The following is a 16,594-nucleotide window of genomic DNA, read 5'->3' on the forward strand; positions in this document are numbered from 1 at the left end:
CCCTCATCGCCCTCGCCATGCTCAGCCTCGGCGGCCACAAACCAGTGCTCCCCGGCCGGGATTAACCCACAGAAGCAGCAGGAGAGCCAAAATCTCCGTCGAATTCGTTAGGGGCGGGCTATCTGCGCAGCGCCCGCGGCTAGGGGACTGACTCGGCTAGGTGACGATGATGCCGAGGTGTGCGGCGAAAACGGGCGCAAGCAGGCTGAGCTGTGCGTCATCGATGGTGGCGCCGCGCAGCCCCTCAAGCCCGTGGATGGCACTGAAGTCGCTCGAGCGTAGGTCGGCGTCCTTGAGGGTGGCACGGGTCACATCGAGGGTGCCGACGCGGCAGTCGCGCATCTCGAAGCGCTGCACGGTGGCGCTTCCGAGGTCGAGCTCCTCGATGATGCAGTTGGAGAGCAGCACATCGGTCAGCGTCGCCCCGCGCAGGTTCACGAAGTCGAGCTTGGACTCGTCGATGTGCACCGAGCGCAGGGTGGCCTCGTAGAGCTCGAGCGACCCGAGCCGGGAGTGCTCCACCCTGACGTCCCGCCAGCTCGAGCGGGGCGCGCAGAAGACGGCCGCGTGCAGCTCGCCGGCCGCGCAGTCGGCGACGGATGCCCCGCGCAGCTGCGTGTCGCTGAGGGAGACTCCGCGCAGCTCGCACTCCTGGAGGCCGATGCCGGTCAGGTCCCGGCCGGACAGGTCGCATGCGCTGAAGCGCTCGGCCTCCCGGCTGTCACCGGCGCGGAGGTGGCTGCCGTCGGAGTCGGTCAGGCCGGCCAACACGATTCGGTCGATTCGGGGACCGCGGGTATTCGCGCGCGTGCCACCGTCAGGAGACGGGAGCAGCCGCGGCGGCAGTCGTAGTGGCGGGAGCGCCGGCAGCGGGAGCGGCGGGGGGAACCGCTTCCAGCACGAACACCGGGATGACCCGGTCGGTTTTTTTTTCGTAGTCGGCGTAGTCGGGGAACGCGGCCACGGCCCGCTCCCACCACGCAGCGCGTTCGGTGCCGGTGACCTCGCGGGCCAGCATGTCCTGACGGCTGGGGCCATCCTGCAGCTCGATGAGAGGGTGGGCCACCACATTGCCGTACCAGACGGGGTTCTTCGGGCTGCCGCCGAGGGAGGCGATGGCGGCGTAGGCACCCTCGTGCTCCACGCGCATCAGCGGGGTCTTGCGCAGCTTGCCCGACTTGGCCCCGAGGGTGGTGAGCACGATGACGGGCATCCCGCGCAGGGTGGTGCCTTCCGTGCCTCCGGAGCTTTCGTACAGGTCGACCTGGTCGCGCACCCACTGCTGGGTGCCGGGCTCGTATTCTCCGATGAGGGGCATACGACCATTAAACGCCCTCGGTCGGACTCCCATTCCCCCGGATTCAGCGCGTTGGGGCCGAGGCAGCGTCAGGGACGCATGCGCGGCCGGCGAGGCGCGTAGCGGGGGATGTAGCGGCCCAGAATCACGGCGCCGAACAGTCCGAACACTCCCATCACGACGCTGGCAATCGAGATGGTGGCGACCGCGGTCAGGCCGGCCACGGCCAGGGGGGCGACGGCCCCGCCCAGGTCGGCGGTGAAGCGCCATGCGCCCAGGAACGGTGCCGGGCTGTTGTTTTTCGGGGCCAGGTCGGCGCCGAGCGTCATCAGGAGGCCACTGCCGATGCCGTTGGCGAGCGACAGGATCATGGCCACGGCGACGAACCACTCCACGTTGCCGGGCAAGTCGTGTGTGAACGCGAGAATGAGGTGCCCGGCACCTAGGCCGATCATCGACGGGATGGCGGTCCACAGGCGGCCGAAACGGTCCATGATCTGGCCACTGACGTAGAAGAGGGCGAAGTCGACCGCGCCGGCGATGCCGATGATGAGGGCGATGTCGGGGACGCTGATGCCGATGCTGACCGCCCAGAGCGGGAGCAGCACCGTGCGGGAGGCGCGCATCGCCCCGATCAGGCCCGCGCCCGTGCCAAGGCGCAGGAGCACAGCTCGGTGGCCCCAGATGGTGCGGAACAGCCCCTGGGATTCCTCGGCCGCGAGCTCCCGCCCGGCCGGCATGACAGATCCGTCGGGCGCCTTCACCAGTTGCGGGCCACCGAAAGTGCTCTCGGGATCGGGCAGCAGGAGCAGCATCGCGGCCGCGCCGAGGCAACAGACCACGAACACCCAGAACACCGACTCGGTGCTGTCGGTGAGGCTGAGCAGGGCGGCGGCGATGAACGGGCCGATGAACCAGCCGGCGCGGAAGATGCCGCCGAGGGTCGACAGCGCCCGGGCCCGGTAGGCCAGAGGCACGTAGCTGGTCATGAACGCGTGGCGGGCCAGGGCGAACACGGCGGTGGCCAGGCCGATCAGGAAGATGCCGATGCCCAGCACGAGCGGGTTGGGAGCGACGATGCAGATCAGGACGGCGATGATCGTGAGCAAGGATGCCCAGATCATGGCGTTGCGCTCCCCGATGAGGGAGACCACCCAGCCGCTGGGGATGTCCCCGGCCAGTTCACCCACCATAATCATGGCGGCGATGAACCCTGCGATCGCGAGTGTGGCACCCAGGTCGTTGGCCACGATCGGGATCAGCGGGATGATCGCGCCCTCGCCGATCGAGAACAGGAGGGTCGGCAGGAACGCGGCGAGTGCGACGGAACGCATCTGGAAGGGGCGGTCGGCGTTACTCATGGCTTGTCGATGTTATCCCCGGGCGGGTGTTGGTGTTTCGAGTCCGCACCCTTACGGCAGCTTCGACCCGAACGAATTCGACGGAGATTCTGCCTGAATCAGCCCTGAGCGGGCCGAAAGAGCGCTTTCACACGAGAATCTCCGTCGAATTGGTTGACGCCGGGCAGGGCATTCCGCCGTGCACGAACCGCGGCCACACGGAATGGTCAGCATGGACCTTTCCAGGGTCCGGACCAGCCGCATCCGGCGCTGAAAGCGGACTCCACGAGCGGAAGCCGTGACCGGGTGGCCCGGTAGGCTGGGGTTCGACATGATTGAGCTGGAATTCTCGGAGCAGATCGCCGCACTGCGGGCCACGTTCGACGACATCCGGTCGGTGATCGATATCGATCGACTCCGCACCGATATCGCCGACCTGAATGAACAGGCCGGTGCGCCCGATCTGTGGGACGACTCCGACCACGCGCAGAAGGTGACCAGCCAGCTGAGCCATCGCCAGTCGGAGCTGGCCCGCATCGTGAGCATCGAGTCCCGCCTCGACGACCTTGAGGTGCTGGTGGAACTCGCCAACGCCGAGGGTGACCAGGAATCGGCTGACGAGGCCACCACGGAACTCGCGAGCATCACGAAGGTGCTCGGCGACCTCGAGGTGCACACGCTGCTCAACGGCGAATTCGACGTGCGTCCGGCGGTCATCACCATCCGTTCCGGCGCCGGCGGCGTCGACGCGGCCGACTTCGCCGAGATGCTGCTGCGCATGTACCTGCGCTGGGCCGAGCAGCACAACTACCCCGTGCAGGTGCTCGACGTTGGCTACGCCGAAGAGGCCGGCATCAAGAGCGCGACCATCCAGGTGGATGCGCCCTACGCCTTCGGCACGCTGAGCGTCGAGGCCGGCACGCACCGCCTCGTGCGGATGAGCCCGTTCAACTCCGCAGGTAAACGCCAGACCTCCTTCGCCGCAGTGGAGGTGGTTCCGCTGATCGAGCAGACCGAGTCGATCGAGGTGCCCGAGAACGACATCCGGGTCGACGTCTTCCGCTCCAGCGGACCCGGCGGCCAGTCCGTGAACACGACCGACTCCGCCGTGCGCATCACCCACCTGCCCACGGGCACGGTGGTGAGCTGCCAGAACGAGAAGAGCCAGATCCAGAACCGGGCCGCCGCCATGCGCGTGCTGCAGTCCCGGCTGCTGTTGCTGCAGCGCGAGCAGGAAGCCGCCACCAAGAAGGAGCTGGCCGGGGTGATCACGGCCAGCTGGGGCGACCAGATGCGCAGCTACGTGCTCGCGCCGTACCAAATGGTCAAGGACCTGCGCACCAACTACGAGGTCAACAATCCCGGCCAGGTGTTCGACGGCGACCTTGACGGTTTCATCGCCGCCGGCATCCGTTGGCGCAAGCAGGCGCCGCAGGGTTAGAGCCTTGATCTGCGGGTCTGTCACCGGTTAGGTATGTCGGAGTAGGAATTATCAAGATGCCTGCCTAGGCTCAAGGGGCCATGATTCGTTTTGACACCATCACCAAGAAGTATCCGGGAACGAACCGACCGGCACTGGACGCCATCAGCGTCGAGGTGCTGCGCGGAGAGTTCGTCTTTCTCGTCGGTGCTTCCGGCTCGGGGAAATCGACTTGCCTCCGCCTTGTGCTGAAGGAAGACCGGCCCACCAGCGGCAGCATTCACGTGCTCGGACAGGACTTGCGGTCGATCTCCAACCGCAAGGTGCCCTATTTCCGCCGCAACATGGGCGTCGTCTTCCAAGACTTCCGCCTGCTGCCGAATAAGAGCGTTTTCGACAACGTGGCCTTCAGTCTGCAGGTGATCGGCAAGTCGCGCGGGTTCATCCAGGAAGCCGTACCCGACACCCTCGAGATGGTCGGACTGGCCGAAAAGGCGCTGCGCCTGCCTCACGAACTCTCCGGTGGTGAGCAGCAGCGTGTTGCCATCGCCCGCGCCATCGTGAACAAGCCGCAGATCCTGCTGGCCGACGAGCCCACCGGAAACCTCGACCCCACCACCAGCGCCGGCATCATGGCCCTGCTCGAACGTATCAACGCCGCCGGCACGACCGTGATCATGGCCACCCACGAGGCCGGAATCGTCGACCAGATGCAGCGCCGTGTGATCGAACTCGTCGGCGGACGCATCGTGCGCGACGAGCGCCAGGGTGGCTACGCCACCGCGGCCATCCCCACCACCACCGCCGGCACCGGGCGCCGTTCCGCCCGAGAGGTTCCCAGTGGCTCGTCGGGTGTGGCACCTGCGGCTGCGGCACCTGCGGCTGCGGCACCGTCATCCACTTTCGCGCCGGCCGCCGCCGCCCCTACCGCCGTGCCCACTGACGAGGTTCTGCCTGCGTCGCACCCTCCCCTCACCTTTCCACCGGTTCCCGTGCCGGCGCCGGTCGCCGAGCCTGCCGCGGCCCCGTTCTCAGCCGCGAAGGGTCCGGCCGATCCGGCGCCCCTCGACGACGGATCGTCCGAGGACGCAGAAGTGGAAGTGGAAGTGGAAGCAGAAGCAGAAGCAGAAGCAGAAACGGACGCAGAAGCAGAAGCGGATTCCGCCGCCGATGCTTCGATGACCGACCTGAGCCGGGCCATGACCCGGCCGGTTCTTCCGATCACTCAGCACGACGTACCGGAGCAGTTGACCCTGGCCGAGAAGCTCGGGCTGCGCGCGCCGGGCGAAAAACCGGACCAGACTGGCGAACAGAATGTAGGGCCCACCCGATGAGACTCGGACTCGTGCTCTCCGAAGCAGCCAACGGCCTGCGCCGCAACGCTTCCATGGTCGTTTCCGTGGTGCTCGTGACCTTCATCTCGCTAACCTTCGTCGGCGCCGCGATCCTGATGCAGATGCAGATCGGCCAGATGAAGAACTTTTGGTACGACCGCGCCCAGGTGGGCATCTACATGTGCACCGCCATTTCGTCGGGTGAGACGTGCACGGCCGGGGAGGCCACGCCCGAACAGATTGACACGGTCAAGGCGCAGCTCGAGACCCCTACCCTGTCACCGTTCATCGACAAGTACTACTTCGAGACTCACGACCAGGCCTTCGAGAACTTCAAGAAGCAGTTCGCCGACAACCCGGTGGTCGACTACGTCACCGCTGACCAGTTGAACGAAACCTTCTGGGTCAACCTCGGCGATCCCTCGCAATCGGATGTGCTCGTAGAGGCTCTGTCCGGCGTCGCCGGGGTGGAGAACGTCGCGGACCAACGAAAGTACCTGGACCAGATCTTCTCCGTGCTGAACGTTGCCAGTTACACCGCGATCGGCATCGCCGCGCTGATGCTTGTGGCGGCGGCCCTGCTGATCGCCACCACCATCCGTCTCTCCGCGTTCTCCAGGCGGCGCGAGCTGGGCATCATGAGGCTGGTCGGGGCATCCAATCGGTTCATTCAAACGCCCTTCATCCTGGAGGGTGTTTTCGCGGCTCTGCTGGGATCGCTGCTGGCGGGAGGCGCCGTTCTCGGTCTCGTGTACTGGTTCGTGCAGGGCTATCTGGGCGAACGTCTGACCAACTTCTCCCTCGTCGGCATGCAAGACGCCCTCGTGGTGGTTCCGATCCTGTTGGTGGTCGGCGCGGTGCTGGCGGCCTTCTCCGCTCAATTCGCCATCACGCGCTATCTGAAGGTCTGACCTACTCCGCTCGGCCCGCCCCCAGAGCGCTAGACTGGTGGGCTGGTCGGCATCGCGTCCGAACACATCCACCGAGTCGAGGAGTATGCCGTGCCCAGGGAAATAGGCGAGAAGGTCGTCTCGACCAATCGCAAGGCACGCCACGATTACCTCATTGAGGAGACCTACGAGGCCGGAATGGTACTCAGCGGCACCGAGGTCAAGTCTCTCAGGGCCGGTCGGGCTTCGCTCGTCGACGGCTACGCTTTCATCGAGAACGGCGAGATCTGGCTGGACGCCGTGCACATCCAGGAGTACGTCGCCGGCACGTGGACCAACCACCCGCCGCGGCGCAAGCGCAAACTCCTGATGCACAAGCAGGAGATCATCAAAATCAGCCACAAAACCAAAGAGGGCGGCTACACGCTCGTCCCGCTGCGGCTCTACTTCAAGAACGGCAAGGCCAAGGTGGAGATCGCGGTCGCCAAGGGCAAGAAGGAGTACGACAAGCGCCAGACACTGCGCGAGCGCCAGGACAAGCGCGAGTCCGACCGGGCCATCTCCGCCCGAAAAAACCTCGGCGACTAGCCTTCCACCTCGTCGTATTGTAAGCTAAAGGGCTGCACGATCCATTCGGGCCGTGAGGATTGACACTCAGCAGATTGAAAACTCAACAGCGTGTGACAGTGACCCACTTGAATGCCGCCATGGTGGCAGTGAGTGCACATGGGGATGATCGGTTTCGACATTGCCTGCGCAATTATGAGAAGCGGGTCGAGGATGCAGGGTTATCTCGTAAACGATCTCTGCAAAACAATAAGTGCCAAATCAAACCGCACTGACTTCGCCCTCGCTGCCTAAGCGAGCGCACTAAGAAGTCCGCCAGGCCGGGAATGCTCTCTACCCGGACCCTGACGTCATTTAGAGAGATTGCTCCTACTCTGAGCCGCGGGGTGTAGGGGGACTCAAACGAGGGCTGGGCTCGTCGGATTAGATGCCAGCGGCAAATTCCGGAGCCGAGTAGAACGATTTCACTGGATACACCCGTAGAAGGCATATGACCACAGCAGTGGACGGGGGTTCAATTCCCCCCATCTCCACCACCGGTTGCTGTCACACGTTGTTGAGCCGGAAGGCCCGACCCCTCATGGGGTTCGGGCCTTTTTGCGTCGTGGTTATGGGGGAAGATGGGCCGGGAGGAACTCAATGGCGGCTGCGTGGGTGAAGAAGTGGGTGCCGGGTGTCGATACCGCGCTCACCTACCGGCGCGCCTGGCTGCTCCCTGACCTGAGAGCGGGGCTTGTGCTCACCGCCTTGCTGATCCCGGTGGGCATCGGCTACGCCGAGGTGGCCGGCCTGCCGCCAGAGACCGGCCTGTACGCCACGATCATTCCGTTGGCGGCATATGCCTTGTTCGGCCCCTCTCGCGTGCTGGTGCTCGGCCCCGACTCGGCCCTGGCGCCGATCATCGCGGCCGTGATCCTGCCGCTTGCCCTCGGCGACGATGACCGAGCGGTGGCCCTGGCGGGACTTCTCGCGATCATGGTCGGCCTGATCCTCCTGCTGGGCGGACTGCTCCGCCTCGGATTCGTGACCGACCTGCTCTCCAAGCCCATCCGGGTCGGCTACCTGAATGCCCTCGGACTCCTGGTGATCATTTCCCAACTGCCGGCGCTGCTGGGATTTTCGATCGACTCGGGTCCGCCGATTGCCGACGTGATCGCAATCGGGGCCGGTATCGCCGGGGGCGAAGTCAACCTCACCGCGTTGCTCTTCGGACTCGGGTCGCTGCTCATCATCGTGGGTCTGTCCTGGGGCAGATCTCGGATCCCCGGCGTGCTAGTGGCCGTCGTGCTGGCGACACTGCTGACTGCCGTACTCGGGCTTCACAGCACCATACCCGTCGTCGGGGCGATGCCGCAGGGACTGCCCGCTCCGGCGCTCGGCGGTCTGGTCTGGGCGGATGTCGCCGCGCTCGCCCTTCCCGCCCTCGGCGTCGCCCTGATCGCCTTCGCCGATACGGCCGTGCTGTCGCGCACGTTCGCCGCGCGCCGCGGCGAGAGTGTCGACGGGAGTCAGGAGATGGCGGCGATCGGCGCCTCGAACATCGCGGGCGGTCTGCTCGGCGGCTTCCCCATTTCGGCGTCGTCCTCGCGCACCCCCGTTGCCGAGAGCGCGGGCGCACGAACCCAGCTCACGGGCGTGGTCGGCGCCGCACTCATCGTGGTGTTCATGCTGCTGGCGCCCGGACTCACCGGCTACCTGCCCTCGGCGACCATCGCTGCCGTCGTGATCGTCGCGGCCGCCGGTCTGATCGACGTGAAGGGGTTCCTCGCCCTCGTGCGGATGAACAAAGTGGATGCCGCGCTGTCCATCGCGTCGTTCCTCGGTGTCGTGGTCGTGGGCGTGATCGAGGGCATCGGCGTGGCGATCGTGCTGTCCCTCGGGGCATTCGTGAGCCACGCCTGGCGACCCTACCGGGCTGAGCTCGGGCGCATCCGTGGGCTGCGCGGGTACCACGACCTGTCCCGTCATCCGGAGGGCGAGCGGTTGCCCGGCGTCGTCATCGTGCGCTTCGACGCGCCGCTGTTCTTCGCCAACGGCGGCATTTTCGACGACTTCGTGCGTCGCGTCGTCACCGAGGCAGGGAGTGACGTGCACACGGTCATCCTGGCGGCCGAGCCGATCACAGAGATCGACACGACCGCCGTGGAAGAACTTCTGGAACTCGACGATTTCCTCGCCTCACGCGGGATCACGCTGATCTTCGCCGAGATGAAGGGTCCGGTGAAGGACCACCTGCGCGACTACGGTCTCAGTCGACGGTTCCCACCGGAGCGGTTCGCGGGCACCGTGGGCGAGGCGGTCGACGAGGTCACCGGCACATTGCGCGGCGACCTCGAGGGCACCGAATGGGGCGACGAGCACTGAGGCTGCGCTGAGATTCCGCGCGGATCAGACGCCGGCAAGCCAGAGGTCAGGGCCGAAGATCTCGTAGTGGATGCGGTCGGCCGGCACACCGGACTCCAGCGCCTGTGAGCGCAGGCTGCGCATGAACGGGAGCGGACCGCACAGGTACACCGAGGCATCCGCCGGGATCGTCACGCTCTCAAGGGACATGAAGCCCTCGTGGTGGCCCTCGCTCGGGATCTCCAGCCAGAGTTCGAGCTCTGCTGCTTCCAGCAGTGCGATGTCTTCGCTCATCTGGTCGCGCAGCGCCCAGCGTTCGAGGTTGCTCTCGGCATGCAGCACGAGCACCTCGCGCTTCGAGCCGGTGTCCACCAGGGAGCGCAGGATCGATGCGCTGGGCGTGCAGCCGATTCCGGCCGAGGCCAGGATCAGCGGGCCGGTGCCCTGATCTAGGGTGATGTCGCCGCACGGCACGGAGAGGATGAGCGTGTCGCCGACCTGCACATCACGGTGCAGCACGGGGGAGACCTCGCCGTCTGCGTCGAGCTTGGTGGTGAAGACGCGGGTCGTGGCCGTGCCGGCCGACAGCGAGTACTGGCGCACCTGGCGGATGCCGTCGGGCATGGTGGCCGTGACGCTGACGTACTGGCCCGGCAGGGCAGGCGTCACGGGAGTGTCGTCGGCCGGCTCCAGGGTGAATGTGACGGCGTCGGTGCCGGCCGCTTCCTTCTTCACGACGACCCAGGGGGCGAGCGGCTTGTCGCTGGCGAGACCGGCGTAAAGGCCCTTCTCCATCTTGATCAGGGCGTGGGCCATCAGCCAGTAGACCTCGGTCCAGGCGCCGGCGATCTCGGCCGTGATGACGTCGCTGAGTTCTTCGGCGATGGCCTCGAAGAGGTACTTGTAGACGATGTCGTACTGCTCGGGCGCAATGGAGAGGGAGATGTGCTTGTGGGCGATGCGGGAGAGCATGGCCTCCGGCGTGGTGTCGGGGTTCTGCACCAGGTAGGTCGCGAAGACGGCGATACTTCCGGCCAGGGCCTGCTGCTGCGAGCCGTTTTTCTGGTTGGAGCGGCTGAAGAGGCCGTCGAAGAGGTCGGGGTGAGCGGTCAGCATCCGGCCGTAAAAGTTCTTCGCGATCTCGGGCATGCGCTCGCCCACCAGGGGCAGAGTCGCTTTGATGAGGGGCAGTGACTGGGTGGATAGCATGCAAACTCCAAGCAATTGAGGGACGTACCCAAAAGTATCATTTCAAATGCTTAATATCGGGTTGTATCCCATTACCCCCGATCGGCGCGGCGCGGCGGCGGGGGTGCCAGCGCGAGGACAACGGGAGCGGGGAAGCCGATATGGGGAAGAGCCGCGATCACAAGGTCGTCGAGTTCGGCGTAGAACGCCTCCCGTGCTCGTCGGAGCCCCCCGCGGAGTCCACAGCCGCCACTGAGCGGACAGTCACCGTGGGGCGTCTCACAGTCGGCGACATCGTCGCGGGTGTCGAGTTGGCGCAGCAGCCAGCCCACGGTGGCCGTTCGCCCGACCGGGCTGATCCTCACTCCGCCGGTACGGCCGCGCAGTGACTCCACGAGTCCCAGCTCGCGGAGTCGCATGACGGCCTTGCTGACATGGCTGTACGGGGTGGCCACCGCCTCGGCGATGACCCGCGAGGTCTGAAGCTCGCCGTCGGGGAGCGTCGCCAGGAACATGAGCGCTCGCAGGGAGACATCCGAGAAGGCATTGATCCTCATGGGTCAACAGTATGGCCGCGGGTCAGCGCGATGCGCCGGCCAGGGTGCCGGTCACGGCGCCGGCCGGGTCGGTGATCAGGCACGAGACGTCGCGGCTGCCCGGGCCGTTCGGGCTGGCCAGGACGTCGGCGTCGGCCCAGCTCTGCGCCGTGGGGGTGAGGTAGGCGAAATCCAGACTCGATGCCCGGTACTCGAGCAGCACGAAGTCCTCGAACAGGGAACCGCAGCCGGTTTCCGCCACTGCGGTCACGGCGTTGTCGCCGGGGAAGGCGTCGCCCGGCACCGGGAACCGGGCGAATACCTCGAACTCGTGGCTCTCGTCGCATGAAACCCGCGGAACGATCGATGCGTTCACGTCCAGTCCCTCCGAAACCTCACGCAGGCAGTCTCCGACGAGAAGGTCGGCCACAGCGGTGACCTCTCCGAGAGCGGATGCCGGCACGGCAGCCACGTTGCGGACCGGCGTCGGCAGCATGTCGCCGATCACGCTGCAGCCGGTGAGGCTGGCGGTCAGGACGCTGGCCGCAGCGATCAGCAGGGTCAGGGTTCCGGGGTGCGTGCGCGGCGGGATCATCGGTTAGCGGGTCGGCGCGCTCGGGGACGCGGGTGCATCCGTGGTGGTGGTCGCTGAGCCGAGGGCCCGCAGAGCCGGCTCGTGCAGCAGGCCGTTGGTGGCCAGAGCGCTGCCGTGCCAGGGGCCGGGCCGGCCGTCGGCGGAGGAGAACCGGCCGCCGGCCTCCTGCACGATCGGGGCCAGGGCCGCGAGATCGTAGGGCTGCAGATCGTATTCCGCTACGATGTCGAGCAGACCCTCGGCGAGGAGCATGTACGACCACATGTCGCCGTAGGCGCGGGTGCGCCAGACCTGGCGGGACAGTGTGATCAGCTCGTCGAGGTGCCCGGTCTGGTCCCACTGCTGGATGCTGTTGTAGCTGAGCGAGGCGTCGGCGAGCTTGGTCACGCCGGACACGGCCAGGCGCACGGGGTCGGCGCCGGGCGTGCGCTCGTCGGTCATCCAGGCGCCGCCGCCGGTGCGCGCCCACCAGCGCTTGCCGAGGGCTGGGGAGCTCGCCATCCCCACCACCGGATCGCCATCGACGGCGAGGGCGATCAGGGTGCCCCAGATCGGGATGCCGCGCAGGAAACCGGCTGTGCCGTCGATCGGATCGATGATCCATTGCCGCACGCTGGTGCCCTCGGTGCCGAATTCCTCACCGAGGATGCCGTCGGCCGGGCGCCGCTCGGCCAGGGCGGTCCGGATCGCGCGCTCCACGGCCTGGTCGGCATCCGTCACCGGGGTGCGGTCGGGTTTGGTCGTCACGACGAGGTCCATCGCGGTGAACCGGTCGCGCGAGATCGCGTCGGCCAGATCGGCGAGCTCGGTCGCGAGCTGGAGGTCGTCATCGAGGGAGTACTTCTGGGGCTGGGTCACAGACCAAGACTAGTAATTTTGGCGCGACTCTCCGGTTTGTACCGCGATTGGCGCCGAAGGTAATCGTGCTGTTAGTATCTAGAGTCGGTTCGGGTCACCCCGGGTCGGAGAGTAGAGAAACACGCACCTCTAGCTCAATTGGCAGAGCAACTGACTCTTAATCAGTGGGTTCCCGGTTCAAGTCCGGGGGGGTGCACCACAGCTAGCAAAATCAGAGGCCCGAACCGTGGAAACATGCGGGTCGGGCCTTTTCTGCATCACCTGGAATCATTCGTAATCCTTTATTGTCATCTCGGATATTCGTTGATTAAACGTTTCCCACGGCATGGTCAACGATTATGGCTCAGGCATCAACGGAGGATGTATTGGGCCGTGGCCTGATTGATGCTTGGCCAGTCAAAGTGGTGTCCGCTTCCAAGCGAATTTACTGGATACACTCCGCACATCCGGCGTCTCGGTCTTCCGCTCCACGTAGGCGCGGATCGTTGTCGAGAGTTCTGCGTGTGCCAAGACGCGCGATGCGACAGCCACCCCGTGGGCTGGATCATTTGTTACTGCAGTAGCGACACTGCGGCGCATCGTGTGGGTGGACGCGAAGGAGAATTCCGTGTGGCCCGTAACACTGCGAAGTGTTCGCCTCATATTGTTCAGGTTCAAAGGCCTTCCTTCTGACGTGTGAAAGAGCAACCCGTTTGAACCTGCGGTTTTGATCCGGCGATTGACAATCTCGATGGCGAACTCGGGGAGCTTGAAAGTGCGGATGTCTTTGGCCTTGGTGTGGGGCTGAATCCATTGGTAACCCGGGTTTTCATAGATGCGCGGCCCGAGCTTTCCAGTCGCGGCCTGGTAGACGTTGGCCTGATGAACGCGCAGGATCGTGTCCCCGTCGTCGTCGACGGACACGTCCGCAGCCTGAATTGCGGTGGCCTCCGAGATTCGAATGGACGTCGCCAACTGCAAAAGGAGGGCATCCATCAGATCATCGAACCCCTTGCGGGATGTCGGGCCCCTCTTGCTCTTCAGCTTGGCGTTCTCCAACTGGTCGAATAGCCTCGACGTCTGGTCCGGAGTCAGCGCACGAGGGTCCTCCTTCTTGGGGTTGGACAGGCCGCCGGCCGCCCCATATGCCAGGTTCTTTTCGATTGCATCATGTTCAAGGGCTACCTTGCAGATGTTCACGCACACAGCGCGGGCGATTTTCGCTTCTGACAGACTCGTCTCAGCTAAATCATTGATCAGTTTGGCGAAACGTCCCGAGGAGAGCTCTCGAAGCCGGATCTCTCCGATCTCTGGAACGATATGCGCGGTGATGGTCTGTCGGTACCGCGTCTTTGTCGCCCCGGCGAAGTCAGATGCGTCGAGTTTCTCCAAGTACACACTGGTCAGATCACCCACCGTTGACTCCGGAGACAACGTGGCAGAACCGCGGTGTGGCCCCGACAGGTGTTGACGCTTGAGCTTTGCGAGGAGCTTCTTTTCAGCTTTGTCTTGAGTGGTGTCCGAGGCGGTGATCTGCTTGGTCGTGCCCCTGTTCTTGTCCCGATAGAGGAACATAGCGCGCCAGCTGGCGGGCTTCGCGTCGGTGGGTGGAGTCCGTCTAGAAGATACCTTTCCCCAAGCACCGAGCTCCAAGGGTGGGCGTCCCGCCATGGCTACTCTCCGTCCTGGGCGAAATACGCGACGACTTCGCAGGCTCGCCACCGTACTGCCCGCCCCAGACGTACCGGTTTGGGCAGTCGCCCAGCACTCGCCCAGTTCCGCACCGTGCCGACCTTGATCTGGCCGTATGAAGCGATGTCGGTGACAGTCCAGAGCTGGGCGAACGGCGACGGCTCAGGCACACTGACAGGGAGTTCGGTTGTCATTGGGTGTTCTCTCGTTAGGTTGAATGACGCTTACGAGAGCTCTATGCAGGTCATATGTAGCCAGCTGGGTTCTACAAGCGAAATGCCGCCGGACAGTCCAGTTGCGCCAAATAGCGATAACAGAACGCCGCCCCAGAGCGTCGAAAGTCACACCACCATGACTCTCGAGGCCGAGGTGTCTCAGGCACATCGCCGCCGCCCTAGGAGTATGGACCGCAGACCACCAGCACCGCTTTAGCGGATTCAGCTCAAGCAGACCTAACGTTCGTGGACCGTCCGGCACTTCTTGTGGGCTCATCAGCATGTCGGCCGCGCGTCCAAGACTCCCGGCACTACTCAGAGCTTCAAAGCACGCCGCATCGCTAGGGCCAACCTGAGGCTCGGTGACTTGTCATGGTGCGAAAACGCGAGGCACGTGGGGGAAGTAGAAACGTATGGCGAACAACAAGCCCGGTTGCGGCGCGATCCTGTTGCATACAGTCCTGACCCTCGTCACCGGGGGTCTGTGGTTGATCGTGCTGATCATCCGCGCCCTACTCAAGTAGGCAGACTCCCGTCCCCTCCTCCGCCGATGGCGTGCGCATCTACGTGGCGCTTCGCCGGGTCAGGTCCGCCAGTCACAAGTTCGAAACATCAGGCGCCTCGGCTGGGACAGTGAAAACCCGACCAATGATGCGCGTCACAGGCAACGAGTCGAAACAATGAGGTAGTTCAAGTGCTCAAACGGATCATCACAGCTGGGCTGGTATTGGCGTTGACTCTGTCCGTCGCGGCCTGCGGCAGTGACACGACCCTCGCCGCTGATCAGGCACGCATGCCTGCATCTTCAGCGGACTTCAAAGACGAAGAGTATCAAGATGTGGTGAAGTCTCTGCAAGAGGTCGGTTTCGCCCATGTCGAAACGAAAGCATTGGGAGACTTGATCTCCGGTTGGCTAAATAGCCCAGGATCCGTCAAAGAGGTTGAAATCAATAGCGTCGCTTCGTTCGAGCAGGGCGAGGTCTTCCAACGCGACGTCACGATCGTCGTTTCCTATCATTCTTTCCCTGACGATGCGGAAGAGCCTTCGGAGTCCGCACCTCCGCATGAGGAGCCGTCCGCCAGCCCCGACGCCGCAGAAGAAGTGCTCACTGTAGAAAACAGTCCGGATCTCGCAGCGTTTCTGGCTCTGACGGACAATTGCAGCGCCGCGAATGCAGAATTCGCGACCAAATACAAGGACAGAACTATTGCATTCGATGGAAACATCAGTGCGATGCAAAATCACGGCAGTTACAAAACTCGCTATGACTTCTTGATTGCGCCAGGAGATTACAGCGAGACCACCATAACCGGGCCCTCTTTCCAGTTCAGGGATGTGGATCCCACACTCGACCTGAATCTCACAGGGTCCAACGGTTCCGACACGATAGGCGTGGGTGACAACCTTCAGATCACCGCTCAAGTCGACTCCTTCGACAGCACCCCCTGCCAATTTATTCTGGAGCCGGTCTCTACCGAGTTCAGATAGAAGCACGGGCTCGAACGTGCAGCGCATCGAATTGCAGTAGCGGAGCTGCTGCCTGCCGACACCTCGGGGTTGAGGCCTCGAGGCGCCGATCGGTTCTGGTTTCGATCTAACTTCGATTCTTGAGGAGGGGGTCGAGAAGTGCCTTGTCCGTCCAAGAAGTAGTGTCGTGGCGCCCATGGCGGGAGCCGCATCCGATATACCGGAAGCGCGCACCTCTGAATCAGCGCTGCGGCCGGCGGCGCCCAAAACGACTGCCCATGATCCTGGGGGTCTGAGGTCCTGCCGGCAATATGCGGGAGGCCATCCGGTAGGGGGTCAAAGTGAGTCGTGACCGGGTCGAGTCGGGCCGTGAGCAGCTTGATTAGACACACGCTCAGCTCGCGATGGCCCGGTGGCAGATCGAGGCCGCCGCGTGGAACGCTCAAATGTTATGGGCGCAAGTGGGCGAGATGCGCTCCCAGTCGCAGACACAGTTCTACGCGATCCGGCACCCGCAGCCCGAGGGCGTCGGGAGCAGGTGCAGGTGATTATGGAGATCACATGGCCCGCTGTCGACTTGCCCGCCCTCGCCCCCACCCCCGCTACCGAGCCCCATTGGGGAGCCTGGGCAGCGAGGTTTTGCGTGCCTAACGCGCGAGTTCGGCCGGTCGCACGCCGCCACCGACGCCGCAGCACCCCGATCAAGGCTCCGCTGGTGGGCCGCGAAACACGTTCAGGACGCCGCCGAGCGACAATCGAATGCGGGTTACGTCCCCGTGAGTGGTGTGGTTTCCCGCTCTTGAGCGTTGCTTCGTCAACGTGAAGAGCCACCGTGGGATGGTCAGTGAGTACCGACTAAAGCAACTCACAAA

The 16,594-nt window shown here is 64.5% G+C and carries 15 protein-coding genes, 1 tRNA gene and 1 other RNA gene; 8 read left to right on the plus strand and 9 right to left on the minus strand.

Annotation, left to right across the window (positions count from 1 at the left end):
* Positions 1 to 156 precede the first annotated feature (156 nt).
* From E3N86_RS07290 to E3N86_RS07300, 3 genes are all read right to left on the minus strand, one after another.
* The gene (locus tag E3N86_RS07290) at positions 157 to 771 is read right to left on the minus strand and encodes a pentapeptide repeat-containing protein (RefSeq protein ID WP_241985976.1); all 615 of its coding nucleotides are present in this window, start codon (positions 769 to 771) and stop codon (positions 157 to 159) included.
* Positions 772 to 817: 46 nt separating this feature from the next.
* A complete protein-coding gene (locus E3N86_RS07295; protein ID WP_134342960.1) occupies positions 818 to 1,318 on the minus strand; it encodes a nitroreductase family deazaflavin-dependent oxidoreductase in 501 nt (166 codons plus the stop codon).
* 68 nt (positions 1,319 to 1,386) lie between these two features.
* Positions 1,387 to 2,658, minus strand: a complete 1,272-nt coding sequence (locus E3N86_RS07300) for an MFS transporter (RefSeq protein ID WP_104100202.1) — start codon at positions 2,656 to 2,658, stop codon at positions 1,387 to 1,389.
* A gap of 310 nt (positions 2,659 to 2,968) precedes the next feature.
* Here E3N86_RS07300 and prfB point away from each other — a divergent pair, with 310 nt between their 5' ends.
* From prfB to E3N86_RS07330, 6 genes are all read left to right on the plus strand, one after another.
* Positions 2,969 to 4,078 carry a peptide chain release factor 2 gene (gene prfB / locus E3N86_RS07305; protein ID WP_134511654.1) on the plus strand — a complete coding sequence of 370 codons (1,110 nt, stop codon included), beginning with the start codon at positions 2,969 to 2,971 and terminating at the stop codon, positions 4,076 to 4,078.
* Positions 4,079 to 4,158: 80 nt separating this feature from the next.
* Positions 4,159 to 5,391: a cell division ATP-binding protein FtsE gene (ftsE, locus tag E3N86_RS07310; RefSeq protein WP_134511655.1), complete on the plus strand. Its 1,233-nt coding sequence runs from the start codon at positions 4,159 to 4,161 to the stop codon at positions 5,389 to 5,391.
* Positions 5,388 to 6,302, plus strand: a complete 915-nt coding sequence (gene ftsX / locus E3N86_RS07315) for a permease-like cell division protein FtsX (RefSeq protein WP_134341825.1) — start codon at positions 5,388 to 5,390, stop codon at positions 6,300 to 6,302. The genes ftsE and ftsX overlap by 4 nt, the downstream gene beginning before the upstream one ends.
* A 90-nt stretch (positions 6,303 to 6,392) precedes the next feature.
* On the plus strand, positions 6,393 to 6,869 hold the full coding sequence (smpB, locus tag E3N86_RS07320; RefSeq protein ID WP_104193627.1) for an SsrA-binding protein SmpB: 477 nt from the start codon (positions 6,393 to 6,395) through the stop codon (positions 6,867 to 6,869).
* A gap of 140 nt (positions 6,870 to 7,009) precedes the next feature.
* Positions 7,010 to 7,384: a transfer-messenger RNA gene (ssrA, locus tag E3N86_RS07325) on the plus strand.
* A 103-nt stretch (positions 7,385 to 7,487) separates the two neighbouring features.
* Entirely contained in the window at positions 7,488 to 9,212 is a 1,725-nt protein-coding gene (locus E3N86_RS07330; protein WP_134511656.1) for a SulP family inorganic anion transporter, read from the plus strand.
* A 24-nt stretch (positions 9,213 to 9,236) separates the two neighbouring features.
* On the opposite strand, the gene E3N86_RS07335 is transcribed toward E3N86_RS07330, so the two are convergent.
* The 4 genes from E3N86_RS07335 to E3N86_RS07350 form a co-directional block, all read right to left on the minus strand.
* The gene (locus tag E3N86_RS07335) at positions 9,237 to 10,400 is read right to left on the minus strand and encodes a globin domain-containing protein (RefSeq protein ID WP_134511657.1); all 1,164 of its coding nucleotides are present in this window, start codon (positions 10,398 to 10,400) and stop codon (positions 9,237 to 9,239) included.
* Positions 10,401 to 10,471: 71 nt separating this feature from the next.
* A complete protein-coding gene (locus E3N86_RS07340; protein ID WP_134511658.1) occupies positions 10,472 to 10,936 on the minus strand; it encodes an Rrf2 family transcriptional regulator in 465 nt (154 codons plus the stop codon).
* A gap of 22 nt (positions 10,937 to 10,958) precedes the next feature.
* On the minus strand, positions 10,959 to 11,510 hold the full coding sequence (locus E3N86_RS07345) for a septum formation family protein (protein WP_104102793.1): 552 nt from the start codon (positions 11,508 to 11,510) through the stop codon (positions 10,959 to 10,961).
* Positions 11,511 to 11,513: 3 nt separating this feature from the next.
* Complete coding sequence (locus E3N86_RS07350) at positions 11,514 to 12,368, minus strand: inositol monophosphatase family protein (RefSeq protein ID WP_134511659.1); 855 nt, start codon at positions 12,366 to 12,368, stop codon at positions 11,514 to 11,516.
* Positions 12,369 to 12,491: 123 nt separating this feature from the next.
* Here E3N86_RS07350 and E3N86_RS07355 point away from each other — a divergent pair.
* Positions 12,492 to 12,567, plus strand: a tRNA-Lys gene (locus tag E3N86_RS07355).
* Positions 12,568 to 12,764: 197 nt separating this feature from the next.
* Here the strand turns inward: E3N86_RS07355 and E3N86_RS07360 are convergent.
* Both E3N86_RS07360 and E3N86_RS07365 read right to left on the minus strand, forming a co-directional pair.
* On the minus strand, positions 12,765 to 13,922 hold the full coding sequence (locus E3N86_RS07360; RefSeq protein ID WP_166785044.1) for a tyrosine-type recombinase/integrase: 1,158 nt from the start codon (positions 13,920 to 13,922) through the stop codon (positions 12,765 to 12,767).
* A gap of 98 nt (positions 13,923 to 14,020) precedes the next feature.
* Positions 14,021 to 14,233 carry an AlpA family transcriptional regulator gene (locus tag E3N86_RS07365; protein WP_134511661.1) on the minus strand — a complete coding sequence of 71 codons (213 nt, stop codon included), beginning with the start codon at positions 14,231 to 14,233 and terminating at the stop codon, positions 14,021 to 14,023.
* Between the two features lie 715 nt (positions 14,234 to 14,948).
* On the opposite strand from E3N86_RS07365, the gene E3N86_RS07370 reads away from it, so the two are divergent.
* Positions 14,949 to 15,743: a DUF4839 domain-containing protein gene (locus tag E3N86_RS07370; RefSeq protein ID WP_134511662.1), complete on the plus strand. Its 795-nt coding sequence runs from the start codon at positions 14,949 to 14,951 to the stop codon at positions 15,741 to 15,743.
* Positions 15,744 to 16,594 lie beyond the last annotated feature (851 nt).

The sequence above is a fragment of the Cryobacterium sp. Hz7 genome, from assembly GCF_004402815.1.
Taxonomy (GTDB): domain Bacteria; phylum Actinomycetota; class Actinomycetes; order Actinomycetales; family Microbacteriaceae; genus Cryobacterium; species Cryobacterium sandaracinum.